Source organism: Gilliamella sp. ESL0441, from assembly GCF_019469185.1.
Lineage (GTDB): Bacteria > Pseudomonadota > Gammaproteobacteria > Enterobacterales > Orbaceae > Gilliamella.
On sequence record NZ_CP048264.1, the window covers coordinates 1,510,125 to 1,529,992 of the forward strand.

21 protein-coding genes and 1 tRNA gene are annotated in these 19,868 nt (G+C 33.3%); 3 read left to right on the forward strand and 19 right to left on the reverse strand.

Annotated elements, in window-relative coordinates; all coding sequences use genetic code 11:
- Positions 1 to 9: 9 nt before the first annotated feature.
- Positions 10 to 1,236: a hypothetical protein gene (locus GYM75_RS06835; protein WP_363317394.1), complete on the reverse strand. Its 1,227-nt coding sequence runs from the start codon at positions 1,234 to 1,236 to the stop codon at positions 10 to 12.
- 115 nt (positions 1,237 to 1,351) lie between these two features.
- Positions 1,352 to 3,181 (reverse strand): DNA helicase RecQ, encoded by a 1,830-nt coding sequence (gene recQ, locus GYM75_RS06840; RefSeq protein WP_220215228.1) that lies wholly within the window; start codon positions 3,179 to 3,181, stop codon positions 1,352 to 1,354.
- 235 nt (positions 3,182 to 3,416) lie between these two features.
- Here recQ and GYM75_RS06845 point away from each other — a divergent pair.
- The 3 genes from GYM75_RS06845 to GYM75_RS06855 all read left to right on the forward strand — a co-directional run bounded on the left by GYM75_RS06845 (position 3,417) and on the right by GYM75_RS06855 (position 5,537).
- A tRNA-Val gene (locus GYM75_RS06845) sits at positions 3,417 to 3,493 on the forward strand.
- Between the two features lie 711 nt (positions 3,494 to 4,204).
- On the forward strand, positions 4,205 to 5,098 hold the full coding sequence (locus GYM75_RS06850) for a tyrosine-type recombinase/integrase (RefSeq protein ID WP_220215229.1): 894 nt from the start codon (positions 4,205 to 4,207) through the stop codon (positions 5,096 to 5,098).
- 250 nt (positions 5,099 to 5,348) lie between these two features.
- Positions 5,349 to 5,537: a hypothetical protein gene (locus GYM75_RS06855; RefSeq protein ID WP_220215230.1), complete on the forward strand. Its 189-nt coding sequence runs from the start codon at positions 5,349 to 5,351 to the stop codon at positions 5,535 to 5,537.
- A 36-nt stretch (positions 5,538 to 5,573) separates the two neighbouring features.
- Here GYM75_RS06855 and GYM75_RS06860 read toward each other — a convergent pair whose 3' ends face one another.
- The 17 genes from GYM75_RS06860 to GYM75_RS06940 all read right to left on the reverse strand — a co-directional run bounded on the left by GYM75_RS06860 (position 5,574) and on the right by GYM75_RS06940 (position 18,283).
- Positions 5,574 to 6,011: a tail fiber assembly protein gene (locus GYM75_RS06860; protein ID WP_220215231.1), complete on the reverse strand. Its 438-nt coding sequence runs from the start codon at positions 6,009 to 6,011 to the stop codon at positions 5,574 to 5,576.
- A 2-nt stretch (positions 6,012 to 6,013) separates the two neighbouring features.
- Entirely contained in the window at positions 6,014 to 6,763 is a 750-nt protein-coding gene (locus GYM75_RS06865) for a hypothetical protein (RefSeq protein ID WP_220215232.1), read from the reverse strand.
- Positions 6,760 to 7,416 carry a DUF2612 domain-containing protein gene (locus GYM75_RS06870; protein WP_220215233.1) on the reverse strand — a complete coding sequence of 219 codons (657 nt, stop codon included), beginning with the start codon at positions 7,414 to 7,416 and terminating at the stop codon, positions 6,760 to 6,762. Before GYM75_RS06870 ends, GYM75_RS06865 begins: the two co-directional genes overlap by 4 nt.
- Positions 7,409 to 8,530 carry a baseplate J/gp47 family protein gene (locus GYM75_RS06875; RefSeq protein WP_220215234.1) on the reverse strand — a complete coding sequence of 374 codons (1,122 nt, stop codon included), beginning with the start codon at positions 8,528 to 8,530 and terminating at the stop codon, positions 7,409 to 7,411. Before GYM75_RS06875 ends, GYM75_RS06870 begins: the two co-directional genes overlap by 8 nt.
- Positions 8,511 to 8,876, reverse strand: coding sequence for a hypothetical protein (locus GYM75_RS06880; RefSeq protein ID WP_220215235.1), 366 nt, complete (start codon positions 8,874 to 8,876; stop codon positions 8,511 to 8,513). Before GYM75_RS06880 ends, GYM75_RS06875 begins: the two co-directional genes overlap by 20 nt.
- On the reverse strand, positions 8,866 to 9,540 hold the full coding sequence (locus GYM75_RS06885; protein WP_220215236.1) for a Gp138 family membrane-puncturing spike protein: 675 nt from the start codon (positions 9,538 to 9,540) through the stop codon (positions 8,866 to 8,868). Before GYM75_RS06885 ends, GYM75_RS06880 begins: the two co-directional genes overlap by 11 nt.
- Positions 9,541 to 9,710: 170 nt before the next feature.
- On the reverse strand, positions 9,711 to 10,547 hold the full coding sequence (locus tag GYM75_RS06890) for a hypothetical protein (protein ID WP_220215237.1): 837 nt from the start codon (positions 10,545 to 10,547) through the stop codon (positions 9,711 to 9,713).
- Positions 10,522 to 10,857 carry a hypothetical protein gene (locus GYM75_RS06895; RefSeq protein ID WP_220215238.1) on the reverse strand — a complete coding sequence of 112 codons (336 nt, stop codon included), beginning with the start codon at positions 10,855 to 10,857 and terminating at the stop codon, positions 10,522 to 10,524. The genes GYM75_RS06890 and GYM75_RS06895 overlap by 26 nt, the downstream gene beginning before the upstream one ends.
- Positions 10,858 to 10,926: 69 nt before the next feature.
- The gene (locus GYM75_RS06900) at positions 10,927 to 11,649 is read right to left on the reverse strand and encodes a phage baseplate protein (RefSeq protein ID WP_220215239.1); all 723 of its coding nucleotides are present in this window, start codon (positions 11,647 to 11,649) and stop codon (positions 10,927 to 10,929) included.
- Complete coding sequence (locus GYM75_RS06905; protein WP_220215240.1) at positions 11,649 to 13,733, reverse strand: hypothetical protein; 2,085 nt, start codon at positions 13,731 to 13,733, stop codon at positions 11,649 to 11,651. The genes GYM75_RS06900 and GYM75_RS06905 overlap by 1 nt, the downstream gene beginning before the upstream one ends.
- Before the next feature lie 141 nt (positions 13,734 to 13,874).
- Complete coding sequence (locus tag GYM75_RS06910; RefSeq protein WP_220215241.1) at positions 13,875 to 14,291, reverse strand: phage tail assembly chaperone; 417 nt, start codon at positions 14,289 to 14,291, stop codon at positions 13,875 to 13,877.
- Entirely contained in the window at positions 14,291 to 14,725 is a 435-nt protein-coding gene (locus GYM75_RS06915) for a phage protein (protein WP_220215242.1), read from the reverse strand. Before GYM75_RS06915 ends, GYM75_RS06910 begins: the two co-directional genes overlap by 1 nt.
- Positions 14,726 to 14,734: 9 nt before the next feature.
- On the reverse strand, positions 14,735 to 16,246 hold the full coding sequence (locus GYM75_RS06920; protein WP_220215243.1) for a DUF3383 domain-containing protein: 1,512 nt from the start codon (positions 16,244 to 16,246) through the stop codon (positions 14,735 to 14,737).
- Positions 16,243 to 16,740 (reverse strand): hypothetical protein, encoded by a 498-nt coding sequence (locus tag GYM75_RS06925; RefSeq protein ID WP_220215244.1) that lies wholly within the window; start codon positions 16,738 to 16,740, stop codon positions 16,243 to 16,245. Before GYM75_RS06925 ends, GYM75_RS06920 begins: the two co-directional genes overlap by 4 nt.
- A gap of 283 nt (positions 16,741 to 17,023) precedes the next feature.
- Positions 17,024 to 17,500: a lysis system i-spanin subunit Rz gene (locus GYM75_RS06930; RefSeq protein ID WP_220215245.1), complete on the reverse strand. Its 477-nt coding sequence runs from the start codon at positions 17,498 to 17,500 to the stop codon at positions 17,024 to 17,026.
- Complete coding sequence (locus tag GYM75_RS06935) at positions 17,500 to 17,940, reverse strand: D-Ala-D-Ala carboxypeptidase family metallohydrolase (protein ID WP_220215246.1); 441 nt, start codon at positions 17,938 to 17,940, stop codon at positions 17,500 to 17,502. Before GYM75_RS06935 ends, GYM75_RS06930 begins: the two co-directional genes overlap by 1 nt.
- 16 nt (positions 17,941 to 17,956) lie before the next feature.
- Positions 17,957 to 18,283, reverse strand: a complete 327-nt coding sequence (locus GYM75_RS06940; RefSeq protein ID WP_220215247.1) for a phage holin family protein — start codon at positions 18,281 to 18,283, stop codon at positions 17,957 to 17,959.
- Positions 18,284 to 19,868: the final 1,585 nt, after the last annotated feature.

Here is a 19,868-nt window from a genome sequence, read left to right on the forward strand (position 1 = left end):
ATTTATCATTTACTGTGTTGCTGGTGCGACTATCATATTGACCATAAAGCCTGCTAAAACAACCGACACTATAGTGACTGAAATAAATCCACCAATCAACATAGGCGGTAACATATGACGAGTGAGTACCTCTTTTTCTTTTTCATTTTTGGTTAAATTATTAATCACTTCATTGGTAATAATATAATCAGCAGGAAACCCATAGAGTGCTGTTAGTGCTATCGAAAACGCCATTTCTCGACTAACGTTTAACATTTTTCCGGCAATAAGCGAAAAGATAAACATACCAAGTACAGCTGATAATATAAAGACAACCAGAGGCGTAATTAATCTTACTAGCATGTCAGGTGTAGCTTGACTTAATGTGTCAAAAATAAACAGCATAAGTCCCATGACAGCTAAACCAAAACCACCCGCCTTTTTTAAAGGATGACGTTCAAGAAAACCACACGATGCGGCAATTACACCGAATAATAGACAAAGTACAAATGGACTTATACTGATAATAGGATCCAATACTTTTGCCACGTAATAAGCAAAAAAGCCAATAATCGCAATTCGTAAAAAAATAAAATAGGTTGTGTTATACCGTGCTGAAAACATCGCAAACATTTTTGGCATTGGATGTTCATCATTAGATTCGGTTTCTTCCTTATTCGATGTAGACTTAGGATCATTTAAAGCATTCCATGTACCGTCATGATACTTTTTAAGCACTCTTCGTCCTTCACGTTTAAGCATGATTGAAGTTAGTGGATAACCAATAAAGCCTTGCATGACATAAATAATAATGGCGAACACGGCAAGATCTTGCAAACCGGCTTTCGTTGCACCGCCTGCCATTATAATAGCTGAAACAATCCCCCCGACTAAAGGCGGAATTGCAATAATAACTGTGTTGTAGTCAAAAAATAAGTATCCTACGATCACAACCACAATGATGATTCCGACAATGCCTGACAGTGAAATAACGATAGTTTTCCATTGGCGCAGTAATTCTCTAACTGAAAGTAAAGTTCCCATGTTTACGACTAACAGATACATAAACATGACAGCAACGACTTTGGGGATTCCTGCTCGAGCGACAATATCTTTTGGGAAGAAAGTGAAGTAACCTGCTAAGAAAAGCACGGCACAAACAAAAACTGAAGGCACCCATGCTTTGGTTCGTGTAGATACGATATCGCCTAAATAAAGAATTAGTAGCAATAATACTAATGCAAGCATTTGAGACATATCATTCATTGTTGACATAAAAAGCTCCATTTTATTGGTTGTTAATTATTTAACTTTTCCTGTTGGATCATACAAATAATTATCATGCTAAGTTTATTTTTAAATTGTTTCAATATTATATATTGTTAATCATATATTCTTTAATTTTATCCAGAAAAAGATTGCCATATTTTTCTAATTTAATTTTACCAACGCCGGTAATATTGAGTAATTGCTGTTTACTTTCAGGCATCGTTTGTACCATTTCGAGTAATGTTGCATCACTAAAAATAATATAGGGTGGAACATCTTCACTATCGGCAATGTCTTTACGTAATTTTTTAAGATACCCAAATAAAATACGCTCTTCATAAGATAAGATAGTAGTTAAATTTATTGCTCTTGCATAACGATTTAAACGGCTTTTCTTCACAATTTCAAGTCGTGGTTTAGCCAAAGATAATGCAATCTCTCCTTTCAATATTTTGCGTGCACGCTCTGTTAATTGAAGGGTATTATATGCAGCAATATTTTGTATCAGATAGCCATGATAAATTAATTGCCTTATTACATGAAGCCAATAGTCGATAGAGTGCTCTTTCCCAATACCATAAACAGACAAACGATCATGTCCGTTTTCTTTTATTTTCGATCGGTTTGACCCTCGTAAAACTTCTGCAATATATTGCGCACCATAGCGCTGCTCAACACGATATATACAAGATAATACTTTTTGCGCATCCACTAAACCATCATAATGTTCAGGAGGATAAAGGCATATATCGCAGTTATTACAAGGTTCTTGTCGTTGTTCACCAAAATAGTTGAGTAAAACGATACGACGGCAAGTTAAACTTTGGGCAAATGATTGCATTGCATCGATTTTATGGAATTCAACATCTTTATGTTGTCCTTCCATTTTTTCACTAATCTGTTGTCGGTACCAGCTCAGATCATTGGCATTAAACAGTAGCATTACTTCAGCCGGTACACCGTCACGCCCTGCTCGCCCGGTTTCTTGATAGTAAGCCTCGATACTGCGTGGACAATCCGCATGAACAACAAAACGGACATTCGGTTTATTGATCCCCATCCCAAAAGCAACGGTTGCAACAATAATTTGAATATCATCTTTCAAAAAAGCTTCTTGTGCTTGTTGGCGTTGTTGATTAGTCAGTCCTGCATGATAAGCAGCCACGGAAAATCCCCGTGCAGCAAGTTTAGTAGTCATATCTTCTACTTTTGAACGACTAGCACAATAAATAATACCGCTATTCCCTTTTTGGGTTTCAATGAAAGAGACAATTTGGTCGGTTAAATTATATTTTTCGACAACAGTATAACGGATATTTGGACGATCAAAGCTACGAACGACAACTAAAGGATCCACTAAATTTAACTGGGTAATAATATCCGCTTGAGTCATTTTATCGGCAGTTGCGGTTAAAGCAACAATCGGTACACCAGGAAAACGTGCTGAAAGTTGTCCCAATTGCCGATAATCAGGTCTAAAATCATGCCCCCATTGTGAAATACAATGAGCTTCATCAATTGCAATTAAAGAAGGGGGATTTTGTTCGATTAAACTTTGGAAATACGCTAATGCCAATCTTTCTGGTGAGATATATAAAAGCTTAATAGAATGATTAAGGTATCGTTCAATGACATTTTGCTGTTCGGATGACGATTGAGAACCATTAAGATAAGCAGCAGAAATACCATTTGCGGCTAATTGATCTACTTGATCTTTCATTAGCGAAATTAAGGGGGAAACCACGATTGCCGTTTTAGGTAAGATTACAGCGGGGATTTGGTAACATAACGACTTTCCGCCACCAGTGGGAATAATAATTAATGTGTCACGCCCATCGATAATTGATTCGATAATCTCTTTTTGTTGATTTCGGAAAGATTTATAACCAAAAACATTATGCAAAACTGTATCAATCTGATCTTTTATCGACATGCTAACCTAAAAATAAATCACTGCTGTTAATTTATCGAGTATAGCTAAAAATAAAGCAACAAACCACCTTGAACTGATATTTGTTTTCAATTTAGATTTGTTACAGTGATAAAAACTAACAAATCCTGTATTTTTTATAATCAAAAACGTTCAACAGCCGAAAAAACAACCAAAAAATAATTTTTTTACTTGCTTGGAATCAATTTGGAAGCTAATATTTGCGTGTTTCAAATTTACGCCCGTAGCTCAGTTGGTTAGAGCATCACCTTGACATGGTGGGGGTCAGTGGTTCGAGTCCACCCGGGCGTACCATTCTAAAGTCTTATGCGAAAAGGCTTCACAAGGATTCAATTTCACATCAATTTTTTTCTGGGGTAAAACTGGGGTAACTGCGGGGTAAAACTCACTTCGTAAAAATTGATTACTGATTAATCCTCGTCAAAACAAATTACAAACATCTAAAAAATACCACAAAAAGAAAAAAATAGTTAATGACCGCATAAAGCGCTCAATATGCAATACAATCAAACAGTTAATTATAACTAACAGCACTAGTGGGATTTCCAGATTTTTGATGAGGAAAATGTTATGTAAGCATTTAAATGAAGTTTTTGTTTGAATTAATCAATTTAACACAGTTGGTATTTTATTCAAAATATGATGGAGAGAACTTTTCGATTTGATGACAATGGTTTATATCCTATAGATAATTTATTATCAACTCGTTAGGATCATGCTGAGGGAATTGTATTAACTCTAGACTAATATAAAAAATTAAAAATTGAAATAAAATAAACTATCCCTATGGGTTAGTTTATATAAACATTAAATGGGGTTCATCAAATTATACATTTGCATGCCCCACCAAGCGTTGTTCACCAAAATGATTTTTGGGTGAACAGGTTAAATGGATAACGTTCCCTATACACATAGGGGTAAAACGATTATTTAATTACAACAAATTGTAAATAATATGGCGTACCCTATAAATTTTAGTGCAAAATAATAAATTTATGGGGCACTATGTTTTTTCTATCTAAACTATTTAAATCAACAAAATCTCAAACTGTAAATAATTGGCTAGATGAATATATTAAAATTCTTGCTGAACGCAAGTTAAAACCAAAAACAATCGAAATTAAAACGTATTTAATAAAAGTCATCCGCCAGCAAATTGGTGTTAAACCACTCACGCAAATAACCCCTCCTGATATTTCTAAAATCATTAAAATATACACCGATCAAGATAAAGCCCCGTCAGCAAAATGTATGTATCACCTTCTTAAAGATGTTTTCAGGGAGGCATATGCTCAAGGTTGGAATGACAGAAATCCTGCTGAACCAATTAAATGCCCTAAAGTTACGGTAAAACGATCTCGAATGACATTAAATGAGTTTAGAAAAATATTAAATGAAGCTGACAAAATGGGAAATAAAACATTACATGATGCAATGATGTTAGCCATAGTAACGGGTCAACGTCGTTCCGATATCGCAACTATGAAAAAATCTAACATTAAACGTAATTACTTATTAATTGAACAATATAAAACAGGAGCGAAAATAGCATTACCTGTTAAATTGAAATGTAAAAAACTTAATATTAGTTTACAAGATATCATTGAATCGACTAAAAACAATTATTTGCTAAGCAATAATAACAAACAAATAAAGTTAGATACAATAACAAGACAATTTGCACGCTTACGTGATAAAGTTTTTAAAAAAAATTATTGGACAGGTACACCTACCACATTTCATGAAATAAGATCATTAGCAGAACGTTTATACCGAGAGCAACGAGTCGATACAATGACTTTATTAGGACATAAATCTCAACAGATGACAGATAGATATAATGACAATAGAGGGAGGGAATATAAAAAACTAAGAATTAATAAATCATCCTATTTATGAGGTAGGTGACCAAACCAATTTTAAAAAAACGCCGTTAGTTAATAATTCTGTTATTGTAACAATAGATCAATTTGAACATCTAAAAAACCCATCAATCGGTTGGTATATGTTACCGAATGGTTATATACATCAATTCGGGACTTTAAAACTAGATCCGGTGGGTAAATATAACGCTGCAACGGTTGCAGGGGTTACATATTACACACATTTTTATAAAATTCCGCTACCACGGGCATATCCAACAACCCACGTGTCTACAACTGTGAGTTTAGCAGGTGCTACGATCGATATCCCGCAATCTAACGAATACGGGGCATGGGTGAGAAGTAACCGCGGTTCCGATGGTTTAGGGGTGTCGAAAAATTCGTTTGATGTATCTGTCACATCATCAACGCCTGGGTTTATCCCTGTCATTCATTTTTCATCTGACGGTTATTAGGCGGGGGATAAATGTTAGCTAGTACCGCCCGAGTCATTACTCGGGCATTTCAGGAAACACTGCGTTAACATTTGCCGTGTCAATACGAGAAACATTAATCGTAAATAATTCTAGTTGTTCTAGTAATTGTTTTTCAGTATCTGTGGCTACGTTATATTTTATTGCGCGTTGTAATAATGTTATTTTTGCATTTGCATCATTAATCAGTTTATCCCTGAGAGCAATATTTTGTTTGAATTTAAAATCGTTTTCAGCATTTTTATCTAAAACCCATTTTTCCCCGTCCCACTGGTGAAAAATATCGGGGGACGGTTCTGAATACGTTAAATCATCAAATATGATGCAACCAGCATTAATTGCATAATACAATTCATCGTGCTGTTTTGCTGTAATTTCCACACTGTCATTAGGTATTTCGTTGTTAATGTCATCTATATAAAATGATTGTGTGTTGGGGTTATAAAAATGTTTCATATTTAAAATCCTATCGCGATGTAAAAAAAACCGGTGTTAGCATAATTCCCCCACGGATCTCTACACCAACATCCATATTGAGCACGAGAAATCGGGTACGCTGCTGTTGAATTAACCCCTGCAAATCCGTCGCCGGTAACAATAGATAAACACGCATTGGGAAATTCTGTGTAAAACGATTGAATACACCCATTTATCCCAGCCTCAGCCTGATACTGCCCCTCGCCCCATTGCAAAATTAAACCACTCGGCATTTTTGCATAACCGTTTTTTGCAAATACCCCTGCATATTCAGCACTGCTAATCAAACTAGAATTATTAAATGTAGGGCGTTTTTTAAAATCAACCTGTTCACCTACCTCATAAATAGGACCATTACCATTCGTTATTTTTTGTGCGGGTAAAGCATTAAAATAATCTGCCTGTAATCTTTGCCACTTAGACGTGTTGCTCGCCGGTTTTGCATTGTCATTTTCAACTATGGCAATATATAAAACACCATTATATTTTATAATAGCATTTTCTGGATAAGTCACTAACTCACTCCATTCCGGCACACCTTGTTGTAACAAATATAGTATGTTTTTATCAATTCGATTAAATGCACCGTTCATCCATTCCATTGGTGGTTTCGAAGCAGTTTGATCGATAGTAATACCCCAACCTCTACTTACATCGGGAAAATCTATATTTTCACCTTTTTTTGCAGTATCAGCAAAAATTAAATAATCTGGTTTTTTTTGTATAATCATTGAATAGTTCCTATGTCTTGAAGTCGAACAAATTTTCCAAAATTAAATGCAGATGATTGATCATCAGCAGCAAATCCGAATGGTTGGTTATTAGATAACACAAGAAAACGGTACATAACGCCAATAGGACGGACTAATATGTCCATTCTACTGATTGCATATAAAGTTAAGGAGTTGAGATAATCACTGTTTACAAGAATATTCATAGACATATTTTGTAAATCAACTACATTACCATCATTACCAATCACAAATTTAATGGATTCGACAATATTTGATATTTTTCCTGTTTGATAATTTTTAGTAATTTTAGCTTTTATGAAAAAACGGTAGTCATTATCATTTAACACAACTGAAGATAATAATGCGTTACCATATCGGTAAAACTCACCATCACCGAAAGCTAACGCAGTTTTATCAGACAAAAAACCAAAATATTCTCTGGCAATAGCGGTTGGCAATACTCTAGATACCCCAACATGGCGACCGACAAGATCTAGTGCATAACCAGTTGCATCATTGATACTTAGAATATCGCCAATTTGAATCACATTTTGAAAGGTATTTTCTGTTTCTTTGAAAATGGCTTTAATTGTACCTAATGCTTTGGGTTTTGTTCGATATTGCCAAATTAAAAAGTCTTCTCTAGCCATCGATCAAGACCTCAACATTTGTTATTTCTGCATAGTCACGATAACCAATGTTAGCAATGTTAGATCCGTTTACTGTCAGTTCTTTTATATAGAATCCGTCGACGAGATTAATGTTAGATATAATCCGTGAAGCATAAATATTTTCACCAATATCAAATTCTAACTCTCTCAAATTTCTTTTAATTTCATTAACATTTATATCATTAAACGTTTGATAACGTCCTAATGTCATTGATACGTTAATGTCAATTTTTTTAGGTCTATCAAAATAGACTTTTCGTAAAATTCCGTCTAACTTATAAAAAGTTTCAATCTCGCCATGTAAACCACATCCACCGATTTTCTTCTTAGTGATAACCTCAGCTATTTTTTCATCTGAGCCGCCTAAAACAACAGCATTAAATGAGTGTGGAGGAACCGCTTTTTCATCGTTTTGATTGGTAAAGTTTTCATATACCTTACATTTTTTAACACCAACAATATTTTTCAAGGCAGCTGTAATACCTTGGCGATCATCATAATTATTAATTGAATGAGAAAGCATAAACCGCTTTAGAAGTTGACTATCAGTTTCTTGATCAACGCCACCATAACTTGAAGTGTTAGCTGTGACATTATCAACACCAATAATAACGGTACTAGGTGTAAATGTTTCAAAGGCATTAACATTATAATGACCCAGTTCTAATGATTGAAACTTGGCTCGAGCACTCCCTAATTCATTGAGGGTGATAGAATGCATTAATTGCCATTTGTTCTTATTTTTATCAATATATATTGCATTTTGAGGTATGCTAGTATTTGGTGTTCCACTGAATATCACCTCATCAATATATGAATATGAAGCATTAATTCTAGTTATACCGGCATACATAGCACGTTGTTCTAGCCATTGACCCGTCGCTTGATAAGGATCTAGCATTTGAACAATAAATGATACTGCTTGATGAATATTCGTTAATTCTTGAGAAAATAACCCCAGTAATTGTCCATCTGGCGTATCACTATCTAAATTAACATTTTCACCATAAATCGATTTAAATGCTTTTACTAAACGATTTTGGATGATATCAATATCATCAATAGTAATTCCTTTATCTGTTATCTGTAACATTAAATGAGGCCTCATTGGAATTGTTATATTTATCGGTGTAACTGATTTGGATTAGAAATTCACGTGTATCTGTGTCTAATAGAATGTCAAAACTATCAATACTTATGACACCATCAACTTTAAAAACTTCAGTTTTTACATCTATTTCTAACTGTCTTGTATTTGGATTTTTCGTCAGATAATCAAACCATGCAATGCCATCATTACGATTTAAAAACCAATCATTTTTGAGTGAAAGTAATTTGGTTTTAACACATTGTGCAATTGCTTGAGACTTATCTAAATAATTAGCCAGACTTAATCCAAATGACCAATCATGATTTTTATCGAGTTCCCTAACCTTCATTTGGTACTCCTGTTGTTTCGTTACCGCTTTTCACACCGATATGCGTATGTGTATTTAAATCAATACCTTTATTTGTCTTGACATCTTCGGCTGTAATAATTCCAGAACTAAATGTATTACCATTGGACTGACTAAAACTACCAATTTGATTGTAGTTGCCTAATTGCTGTTTATTACCCTCGTGGTCAATATCGCCCTTAATATAGATTTTTCCATTGGTAAGCCTTATATAAGTTTCACCATCATCCGTTTGCATGGATATGCCATTATGGTAAAAATCAGGAATTTTATTTGGAATACTATTGCATCCGACAATAAAAAAACCATCACTCAAATCATTGATTCTATTATCAAGTGGTTTTGAAGCTTGGCCCGAGACAAACCAGCCATCGATGCAACGGCTTGAAAAGACTACAAGTCCTTCATCTCCTTCTTTAATTGGTACGGTAATACAATATCCGCCGGCATGAGGAAATTGTGCTGGTACGTCTACCAATGTGGGAATGGATATTTCTTCACCATTTGCTAATACTCTATTTATCATTGGGATACATTTAACCGTATGACCATCGAAAGAAATCACTTTAGCTGGTAAAGCAGTATATATATTCGATTGTGCCCGTTTAATTTGATTCTCAATTGCTTGAAATAGTGAATTTGTCATATATTCTCCTGACAATAAAAAAACCGCCAAAAGGCGGTTTGATGAGATTTGATTTAATTTTTATCGGGAAATGAGTATTTTTTGTTATGAAAACAATGATGTCAGTTTTATCATCTGTTGCTACATAACTATCATAGAAATGTATGTAATAATGTTATTATCAATAATCATCATTTTGAAGATGAAGACTTTTCAAATTTTCCACTAATGCAAACTAATTTACTATGCCAATTAGTTCCGTATAAGTCTCCATTATGTTCAATAGATTCTATCTTATAGTCACCGTTATATTCAGTTAACCTTGATTCCACTCGAATAAGAGCCCCAATTTTATAATGAGGATTACATAACGTGGTAACTTCCAACCCATTATCGGTTTTTTTGGGGCTACCAATCATGCCGGTATTCATTGATATGACCCATCCCTCGTTATTAGCTAAGGCTTTATTATCTGGAATAACAACTAACTGATCATCTTGTATAGACCAATCGGCATTGTTATTAATTGCTATTTTGTGCATCACTTCACGTGTATCACACATCATAACTTTACCTCTGGGCAAAATCCTATCATTTGGAAGATCAATCTCACCTTTTTGGATTCCTAAATTTTTCAGCACTTCTTCTACAATATCTTTATCCTTTTGCCCTTTTTCCATTGTTTTGAAAATGGTTTTTTCGGTATATATTCGATGACCATCACCACATCGCATGGTGGTGATGATATCCTGCCCAGATAGATTATTTTCAACAGAAAGAATATCACCACAAAAGATTAAACTAAGAATGTCCTCTTTGTAGCAAACTGACAGTTCAAGATAATTATATTGTTTACTGGTAATTAAATTACGATTAGAATCATTAAGATTATAGACTGATATTTCGCCTGTATTAGGTTCAGAAGATAACGTTTTTTTTATAGAAAAAGTCACTCTAAGGTTATTAATAATTACACATTCTTTCCGATTGCCTATTTTAAGTTCAAGAACTCGACCAAATTGCTTCACGATACTCTTCCTTCGTCATGATTAGTAATTGCATACGATTGTTTAAGTCACCTTTAGATATTGCATTAATTCCTAATCCTGATTTGTCATAAAGTACTAAAACAAAAGGTGTATCAAACTCAATAAGAGCAGGACTACTTACAGACAAACCTTTATTTTGGGTAATGTATTTATCATTATCAATATCAAACAAATCAAATTGATATCCTATTGAAACAGCATTAAATCTCAATGTTAAACGTAAATTCATATCATATAACGAAAATGATTGTTCTAAAACATCATCACTGGTTGTTTGAATAACGTACATACTTAATCTCTCAAATTTCCACCAATTACCAAATATTCAATCACTTCATTTAGCATTGGCTTTGTTAAACTAACTAAATAACCATCTAAAAAACCTGTATAAAATTGATTTTTCCTCTTTGGGTTTTTGAGGCTGTGTTTTACCGAGATTTTTTTTAGCAACAGGTTTATTTATAATAGTTGCAATTTTAGTTTCGACAATAAAGATTTCTCGAAATGTTAATACAAATTCACCATAGGTCTCCTTTTTTTGAGTCAACCCTACAGAAGTAAGAACCATGTTTTTGTACAGTTTTGCATTTGTTTGCAATATAACAGGTTCACCACTACGTTGAATCGCCAATAACTTTTCGTAAGCATCCGCAATCCGATCTGAAGATAAACTATTCAATTGTGGGGACTGATATTCAGGAAGAAAATCAGCCACAACTGGATTTTGAATTTTTGCTTCACTTTCAAAATGGGATGCAAATCGATTGACCATACACTGAGCTTGTCCGCTAAATATGTTGAGCGGCATGGGCAATGGATAATCATTAAAATTCGATTCCACAGTACTGTCCACTGACACATTATTTATTTCATATCCAACAATAAGCCCATTTATTGAGATTTCTTTAGGATCTAATACGGCATGATCTGCAATATTAGCCCCACTTTCAATTGGATTTTCAGTTAGTTTTAATTTAGATGTATGCTGTTCAGAGGTATTAATATCTAAACTGAATATAAAATTATTACTAACAATCAACCCATTGTTTGTTGATGATTTATTTAATATAGATTGAAACATCAGTTAGACCCCATTGCTGTGCATGTATTATCGTTGATTCGTCTTGCTGTGTTGTCTACAATATTATAAATGCTATCAAAGCCATCCTGAGCCTGGGTAACATTCATCGTATTATGAATTGTTACTGAATTATTATTAAGGTTTGTATTTGATGAAGATAAACTACCAGCGTAAGCAAAATTTGTATTAACATTAGCTAAATTTTTATTATCATTTAATTTTTTTTCTTCATCATTATTCATATTGATACCTAGCCATGAAAGCTTGTCCTTAATACCATTTTTGGCTTTATTAAGGAAACCATCATAGTTATCTTTGATCCATTTTTTTCCGTCAGAAAATGGTTTTTTAATGAAGTCAAAAACTTTGGAAAAAGCATCTTTAATGCCATCAATAAAAGAATCAAGATCGACACCCCAAATATTGAATAAATCTTTTACTAATTTCCAACCTTCTTTAAATGGAGTTGAGATAAAATCGATTGCGGCTTCAAAAGATTTTCCAATTTTTTCCATGGTAGAAGTGCTATCATCAGTCCAAATGCTAAATAGATTTTTGACAAAATCCACTGCCGCCTCAAAAGGTGAAGTTAAAAAGTCAAATGTGGCGTCAAATACTCTTCCTATAGTTTCAACAGTCTTTTCCGCATTTTCTTCGCTCATACCAAAGTACATGAGAATATCTTTAGCTGCATTTCTACAAGAAGTAGTTACATCATCCCATAAGTTAGAAAAAAATGAGGTTATACCGTCCCAGTTATCATAAATGAGATAACATGCTAAAGCGATTGCTGAAATAATAGCCAGAATTGGATTTGCCATCATAACTGCAGTGAGGGCTTTTATCGCGACACCAATTGTTCTTATTACTTTGACCACTGCTCCAAGCGCTTTGAAAGCATTACCGACTTTAACAATAGCTTTGGTAAGTGAAGAAATTAGTTTGGCTTTACCTGATAACCAGGCTAATTTACCCCCGACAAGTAGTAGATATCCTAATAAAGCAAAAATTACACTTTTCCAGTTTTTATCTAAATTTTGCCACCAATCTATTACTGCCTTTATGCTGTCTATACAGGCTTGCCAAAATGGACCAAATAAACTTTTACCGCCCTTCAAGAAAACCATGAAATCATCAATGATTAATAATAATCCTGTTATCAAACCTATTATCAAACCTAAAGGACTGAATAACATAGCACGATTTAAAATTGCCCAAGCAACACTTAAGGCTATTATGGCGTTTTCCCAACCGATTGTGTTAGAAATAATCATGTCGATAAATTCAAAAGCATGCTTTATCACTTGAATAAAACTCGAAACAACACTTACAACGACATTGATACCTTTGGCAACCAATTCCTTGTTAGTCTCGAGCCATTTATTAAAAGTCTTAACAAGATCAGTTACACTTGGTAATAATCCTAAAGCAATTTTCGTTTTTATGGTGTCAATCGCCAGACCTGATTTCTCAATCTCAGCCTTGTATTTTTTTACTAATGCTAATTCCTTTTTTGAAATTGAAAATAAAAGATTTTTTTTGGTAGAAAGTTCTTCTGCTTTGTCAATAGCGCTATTAAAAGCATCAACAATTTTTTCACCATATTTTTTTGCAGCAGATGAAATTTTAACTAGCTTTTCTTTCAATGACTCAAAATTAGATTTGGATTTTTCAGCTGATTTAGCAGCCTTATCTGTAGACTCAGCAAGTTTTTCTGTATTTCCAGCTGCTTCCTTAGTAGATTTAATAGTTTTTTCTATAGATTTAATGGACTTCTCTATGGATTTAGTAGCGTCTTCTACCGCACTCACAATTTTGTCACCATATTTTTTAGCAACAGTTGTAATGTCATCTAAAGATTCTTTCAAAATTTCAAATTTAGATTTGGCTTCTTCAGATGATTCAGCGGCTTGTTTTACAGATTTGTTAGAACCAGTAATGACATTAGTAAGCGAATCATTTATAACATTACCAATGTTTGATAACTTCATTGCACTGATTTCTAACAAAGTAGTGACTTTAGTTAGATTGTTTACTTGTGAGATATCAACACCAATTTTTATCAAATATTGTTCTAGATGCACTTTATTTCTCCTTTGGCTTTTCAGCCAATCTAACTTCTGCTATCACATTGTGCATTTCGATAACATCATCAAGTGAATAAACAGTTCTTAAATCGTGGAGTGTTGCGTATTTGTTTACAATTACACTCCACATAAACCAATCTACATCGCTTTCTTGGCTATCTCCTCCAAGCTGAGCGTATTTACATTGGATAACAGGCCACTTGGTAAAAAACCCAAAAAATGGAATTTTAATCCCTCAATGATGATTTGATAATAATGGCTTCTGTGAGCATTGAAAAATTCACTAACCTCTCTAGGATTTTGGAATAGTACCTTCTTACCTGCTTCATCAGTAGCAGTAACATAATCAAGAATGAATCGTTCAATTTCCTCAAACTGTTCAGTGCCAATGTTAGAAGCCAATTGACCAATATCAAGCCCTGATTTATCATCCCCCAACGAAAAACAGCCCTTTAAAAGGGCTGTTAATTTTTTGAGATATTTATTGGCTTTGTAAAAATCTGCCTGTTTAAAGACATAAACAACATCGTCTAATGTATAATCTTTGTTTTCCATTATAGACCACCTTTGATGTTAAATTCAGCCTTCGTTGCTTTAAGTGTCCATGTTAAACCATTGTGTGCTGTACCTCGAGCAATTGTCGGCGGCGTAGTAAACCAACATCCGGTTAATAAAAACTCATCGCCATTACGTAAATCTTTATAGGCAATTAATTTACTAGTCGCTTTAGTTGGATTATTAATTTGCTCTTGTCGTAATTGATTTAATACTTCGTTAGTTTCAGTGTGTTGTAATGTTTTAATTGTAACAGTAGCACCTCTATTACAAGTATTAACAAATACGCCTTCACCATTAATACCATAAGTGATATCTCCATCATCACCTATTGGAGCAATACTTATAGAATCTTGAGCATTTTCATAACCAGTAATTTCATAGCCATCAATTGTTAAGACAGCATCTTCTAAAGAAAAAGATTTATTAGACATCGTGTATCCTTATCGATTAAATTGAACAATAATATCAACGCTGTGACCTGCACCAGCAAGTTTTAATGCGCAGTTGATTGGCATCATTTTGCGCGCCTCACGATCAGCCGTGTCTTGCATATCAAAAGAATCAGAATAGAAATAATATCCATTCATGGTATCTCCAGATTTTAACTCACCAATATCACCAAGCGACCATTTACCAAGTCCAAGAAATCCGTTATTGACAAATTGTTCACCAATGATTTTTAACTTACTAATTAAACGTTGTTGACCTTTATCGGTTTGAGGTATCTTTGTTGGTTCACCTTGTAAAGCATTAAAGGCTTGGACTTGAATAGCATTAACAAACGCATCTAAACCAGTTGTTTCATCAATAAATGTTCCACCAATCATTACACCTTCTGCAAGCATATTGACACCAGCATAATCAGTATAGAAATTGATACCTAAGCGACGGCATTTCATTGCTTCATTGACAGTGATTTTGTCATCTGAAGTAACACTAGCCTCTTGTTTAAACTTAACTGTTTTAGCAGTATTAACACCAGTCCAAACGGTAGTTAACGCAATACCCATAAGTTCAGCAGCAGCATGATTATTTCCTTTGTTATTATATTGAACCATCAAACGACCACTATTACGTTTTGACAATGTTTTAAGAACATTATCATCACTGTATTCAATATTTTTAACACGAGTTTCGGTATAAGCTAATACTTTGGCATTTTCAACGCCTTGTGCAACAACCCAATCATGAGCCTCAACTAGTTCACTATCAGTAATCGTATTTGCAAAGTAAACACCATACCAATTTTGATATTGATTTTGTAATGCAGTTAATGCTTCTGCAGGCGACTCTTTACTATAAGTTGTCGCATCCTCTCCTTTAATTAATGATGCTTTACCATCAATTAAATTACAAAGATTACCGATATAAGAGCCTTCTGATTGAGAATCAAACACATATCCAAAATTGTCGCCCTTACCTTCTTTTTGAGCAGCTAAAATAAATCTATTACCAACAGAATCATAAATAACTGAAACTCCACTATCTTTTAATTTAGTATTGATGACTGTTGCAACATCATTCATACTTGATACATTACTAAAATCCAGATCAGTAATTTGATGTTTAGCATCACCAAAATAAAAAGAAAAATAACCATCTTTAATATTCTTAAATTGAATATAGCTGACAGCTAAGGCAGAGCCATTAATTTTTGAACTCAACGCTTTAGTTGTAACGCCTTCTTGCATATATTTAGCAATCAATGCCGTTTTTGGTTTTGGCTGAGCAGAAAATAAAGCAACTGCAGCTTTATATGCATCAGAATCAGTGCCAAATAAATTTGCGACTGTCGTTGCATCAGAAACAACAACATAGCGCGCATCTTTATTGCTAAACTCTTCACACATATCTTTTGTAAAAATAGCCACAACGCTTAGGTCTCGTTTTTGTGCCCCTCTTGGCGATTGTTGTAGCGTTGCATCTACGACTTGACTTAATGGTAAACTCATTTAGTAACCTCGAATGTAAAATTAACGTTATCACCGCGTTTAATTTCGGTTTTAACGATTGGATTGATGGAAAAAATAAGATCTACTTGTGCATGACAAATTGTTTTGTCAGCAGAAGTTGTAGATATGTTTTCAATATCAGAGCATCTAAGATACCCCATTCTTAATTTTTTTAATTTTTGCCATACAGGCGTTAACTTCATTGACTCCGTTAACTTGCATAGCAGATCATAGGCATCATTGCCATAGGTTTTGACAGTTATAGTTGCCTCTTTTAGAGTAGATATCACTTCCTCCTCTTCATTGCCGAAATATAAAATTTCTTTTCCTATTTCAGTTTGGGAAATATTAAGTACAGTGACAAATCTATCTAAACTTGAAACATCAGGCACGCTATCTTCATCAAATATGTTTGATTCCGGTAAGTTCAAAATTCCCGCTATCAAATTTTTAATCTCAGTCATTTCAAGTTTAGAAACAGTCGTGATTTGCATAGTTGCTCCATAAAAATAGAAGATATTGCTTAATGATTTAAAATCATGCTTTTCGTAATTTGGCATTAACAATCAATTTTTTAATTGAGTTAAATTTGTAGTTGGTTTTTTCGATAATTAAGTTATCTAGATTCAGATAAATTAGAATGGCAATTTTTCTAATCTAAAAAGTAATTAAAATTGATTTAAGTTATTAGGAATATTTTGAAAAATTAAACAGGATCATATTAATTTTTACACATAAAGTTAACTTATTGAAATAAAATAAGTAATATTACGTAACTTATTCTTTGCACATAAATTGCGTATTGTTCTTGGGTGCAATCTCCTGACAATAATATTGCTGCCAACCTTCAATTATGGCTCGGTTATAGCCGATTGCGTTGGTGAGACGGTAATAATCTTGTTGAGAAGACTTTGCAAGTCGTAAGGCTTGCTCAGCAACATCGCTGGAGGTGGCACTATTTCGCTCGATGGCGGCAACTTTGACGCGCAACTCGACAAGACCATTATCCACATTATCACGTAAATTCTCTGTTTTAGCCTGTTCATCTTTTATTGTCTCAATGATAGTTGACTCAATTTGTTTAATGGCATTATTATTTTGTTGATATGCTTTAAATTGCGCTTCTAACGTAAGGGTTTTAGTGATAGCTATTTGTTCATCCTTCCAACAGCGATACGCAAAATAGAGCGCAAAAAAAGTGATAAAAATACAACAATACGGTAATATTTTAGGGAGTAACGTAAACTTGTTCATCACATCAAACCATTTAAATACACTGTTTTACCGCCATTTTTAACTGCAGTGAGTACTATTTGACGGTTTTTGGTTGGACTAAATCCGATATGCACCCATTGATTATGCTCTTGGATAAGCTTATCAAATACCACACCGGCATCAATTAAGCGTTGACAAATTTGTTTCGGGGTACCAAATGGAGAACGAAAGTCAACCGCTAAACCCTTTGTATGTGCACTATTTGCCGCACCACCGACCCGGGCATTTAATGCCGGACAACGATAGCCTGAGGTTATGATTACCGGATGTCCTAACGCTTTTCTAACAAATTCAAGCTTAATCGCGGTCAGTTGAACATTAGGCATCAGCTCAGCCGGTACGGAATTGTCTATTTTTAGTCGACTGGCGGTCAGTGAATAAGTAAACTCTTCCAGTTTGAAGTGTTCAGTCAATTTCATTTGTTTTAATTTCCTCTCAATTATCATGTCCACGTGTTTTTTTTAATAATTGTTCTTCAAGTGTTTTGATTAATGTGGCACCTGACCATCCCGCTAACCCAGCCACACCGCCTGCCAGCTCAAACTGCCAGTTAAAATAACTGGCTGCCAGCACCACCAGCGCTCCGGCAAAAGTTGAAATAAAGATCTGAGCAATTAAAATCATCAGATTGAACTTATTACCATTGATAATTTGATAGCAATAACTGGCTAGTGAACCAAGTAAAGTGACAAAAAATAAATAAACGACAACATACCAATTGATATTGTCAGGATCTCTGATTGGCATAGGTTTAATCTTCATAGGTGAGCCTCAAAATGAGGCGATTGAAATAAGAAAGGGTTACACAGCTCTTATGTTAAGTCATTTTCTGAGATTGCTCTGTGAACCCATAAATCGTTATAGCTCTATAGTCGAATTTTAGATATAAAAAAACCGCATTAAAGCGGCTATATAAAAATGAATTATATTTATGAAACTTATCAAGATAAACTTTTTTATAAAATTAAACATAGTGTTATATTAAAACTTTCAATTTTTAGGCAATAAAAAAGCCCGCTTAACGGGCTTTTTAAACAATTCTTGATTTTGAGATAATTATATACTAATTAGCGTACGTTGTCAACCCTTAGATTGAATTTTTGATATTAATATCATCTAAAACACTAAATCAATTTTGCTAAAAGAAATAGTCATATATAAAAACAAAATTAAAAAATCATCTTTATTAATTTGATAATTTGCATATTGATAAAAATAAATCATTTATTGATTGCTTGGATTATCTTATAGCTAAATTATATTTTTATAAAATCATGAACTGTTATATAGAAAAATGATTAATTATAACTAGACTGAATTATTATAGTTTTAATAATTGATTAATAATAATCAATCTATATAAATATTATTTTTGTCGCAAAAAAAAAGCCCATTAATGGGCTTTTCTTACAATTTCTGATTTTGTGACCTTTATATACTGATTAGCGTACGTTGTCAACCCTAAAGCCGATCTTTTTATCATAATATTATTTATTACGCCTAATTATTTTACATAATATCTGATAGTTCGGAAAAGATACCCAAAATCGACCTATTTATATTAATGATAATTTAGCATATCAATTAAAACAAACAATCAAAAAGGTAAGGTATTTTATTGACTAGATGGATTCATATCACAGATATATTTACTTTCTTATACATTAGATAAATGAAAAGTAAATTTGAGTTAATAGAATACATTATTGTTATTGTTATTGTTATTGTTATTTAAAAACACTTGCATTTAATATCTGAAATATCAAATTAGGAATAATAAAAAAGCCCGCAAAGCGGGCTTTTCATACAATTCTGCATTTTGGAATAATTATATAATTGTTTGCGTACGTTGTCAATACTTAGTCTCCAAATCAGTATAAAAGAATATTAATTACTTCGAAAATTAACTTTTAGTCATACCTAAATACTATGTACAGATAACTACGCCTAAAATTCGCATTCACCAATATGTTTAATGTTTCGAACAGTACGTTATTACACACGCTATCATTAGTAATTAAAGCAGAAATTTTAGGTTTGATCGTCGTTTTGGGTAATTTTAGTGGCTTATCTCTTTCTATGTAGATATAATTATCAAGAATTATTTCAACACAATTCGGGAATTTCTGAAATAATTTTATCGTTCCTTTTTCACTATTTAGTTGTTTTTGTTATCGATATTATTATGTCGATAATTAATCTATTTTTTAGTCGTTAATAATGGTTGCACAATTATCTTAAGTTATATATTATCGATAACCTATAGAATTAATGATAACAATAGCTATCAAAAAACCAATAACTATGATTAGTTGATTGGTAATAACTTGACTTATATAATCATAAG

Bases quoted from the DNA above. Each gene is read 5' to 3' on its own strand.
- GYM75_RS06875 (WP_220215234.1), bottom strand. From the start codon at position 8,530: ATGTTACAGATAACAGATAAAGGAATTACTATTGATGATATTGATATC.
- GYM75_RS06930 (WP_220215245.1), bottom strand. From the start codon at position 17,500: ATGAACAAGTTTACGTTACTCCCTAAAATATTACCGTATTGTTGTATT.
- GYM75_RS06915 (WP_220215242.1), bottom strand. From the start codon at position 14,725: ATGTCTAATAAATCTTTTTCTTTAGAAGATGCTGTCTTAACAATTGAT.
- GYM75_RS06910 (WP_220215241.1), bottom strand. From the start codon at position 14,291: ATGGAAAACAAAGATTATACATTAGACGATGTTGTTTATGTCTTTAAA.
- GYM75_RS06900 (WP_220215239.1), bottom strand. From the start codon at position 11,649: ATGTTTCAATCTATATTAAATAAATCATCAACAAACAATGGGTTGATT.
- GYM75_RS06870 (WP_220215233.1), bottom strand. From the start codon at position 7,416: ATGGCTAGAGAAGACTTTTTAATTTGGCAATATCGAACAAAACCCAAA.
- GYM75_RS06895 (WP_220215238.1), bottom strand. From the start codon at position 10,857: ATGTACGTTATTCAAACAACCAGTGATGATGTTTTAGAACAATCATTT.
- GYM75_RS06940 (WP_220215247.1), bottom strand. From the start codon at position 18,283: ATGAAGATTAAACCTATGCCAATCAGAGATCCTGACAATATCAATTGG.
- GYM75_RS06885 (WP_220215236.1), bottom strand. From the start codon at position 9,540: ATGACAAATTCACTATTTCAAGCAATTGAGAATCAAATTAAACGGGCA.
- recQ (WP_220215228.1), bottom strand. From the start codon at position 3,181: ATGTCGATAAAAGATCAGATTGATACAGTTTTGCATAATGTTTTTGGT.
- GYM75_RS06925 (WP_220215244.1), bottom strand. From the start codon at position 16,740: ATGCAAATCACGACTGTTTCTAAACTTGAAATGACTGAGATTAAAAAT.
- GYM75_RS06850 (WP_220215229.1), top strand. From the start codon at position 4,205: ATGTTTTTTCTATCTAAACTATTTAAATCAACAAAATCTCAAACTGTA.
- GYM75_RS06865 (WP_220215232.1), bottom strand. From the start codon at position 6,763: ATGATTATACAAAAAAAACCAGATTATTTAATTTTTGCTGATACTGCA.
- GYM75_RS06835 (WP_363317394.1), bottom strand. From the start codon at position 1,236: ATGTCTCAAATGCTTGCATTAGTATTATTGCTACTAATTCTTTATTTA.
- GYM75_RS06935 (WP_220215246.1), bottom strand. From the start codon at position 17,940: ATGAAATTGACTGAACACTTCAAACTGGAAGAGTTTACTTATTCACTG.
- GYM75_RS06880 (WP_220215235.1), bottom strand. From the start codon at position 8,876: ATGAAGGTTAGGGAACTCGATAAAAATCATGATTGGTCATTTGGATTA.
- GYM75_RS06860 (WP_220215231.1), bottom strand. From the start codon at position 6,011: ATGAAACATTTTTATAACCCCAACACACAATCATTTTATATAGATGAC.
- GYM75_RS06920 (WP_220215243.1), bottom strand. From the start codon at position 16,246: ATGAGTTTACCATTAAGTCAAGTCGTAGATGCAACGCTACAACAATCG.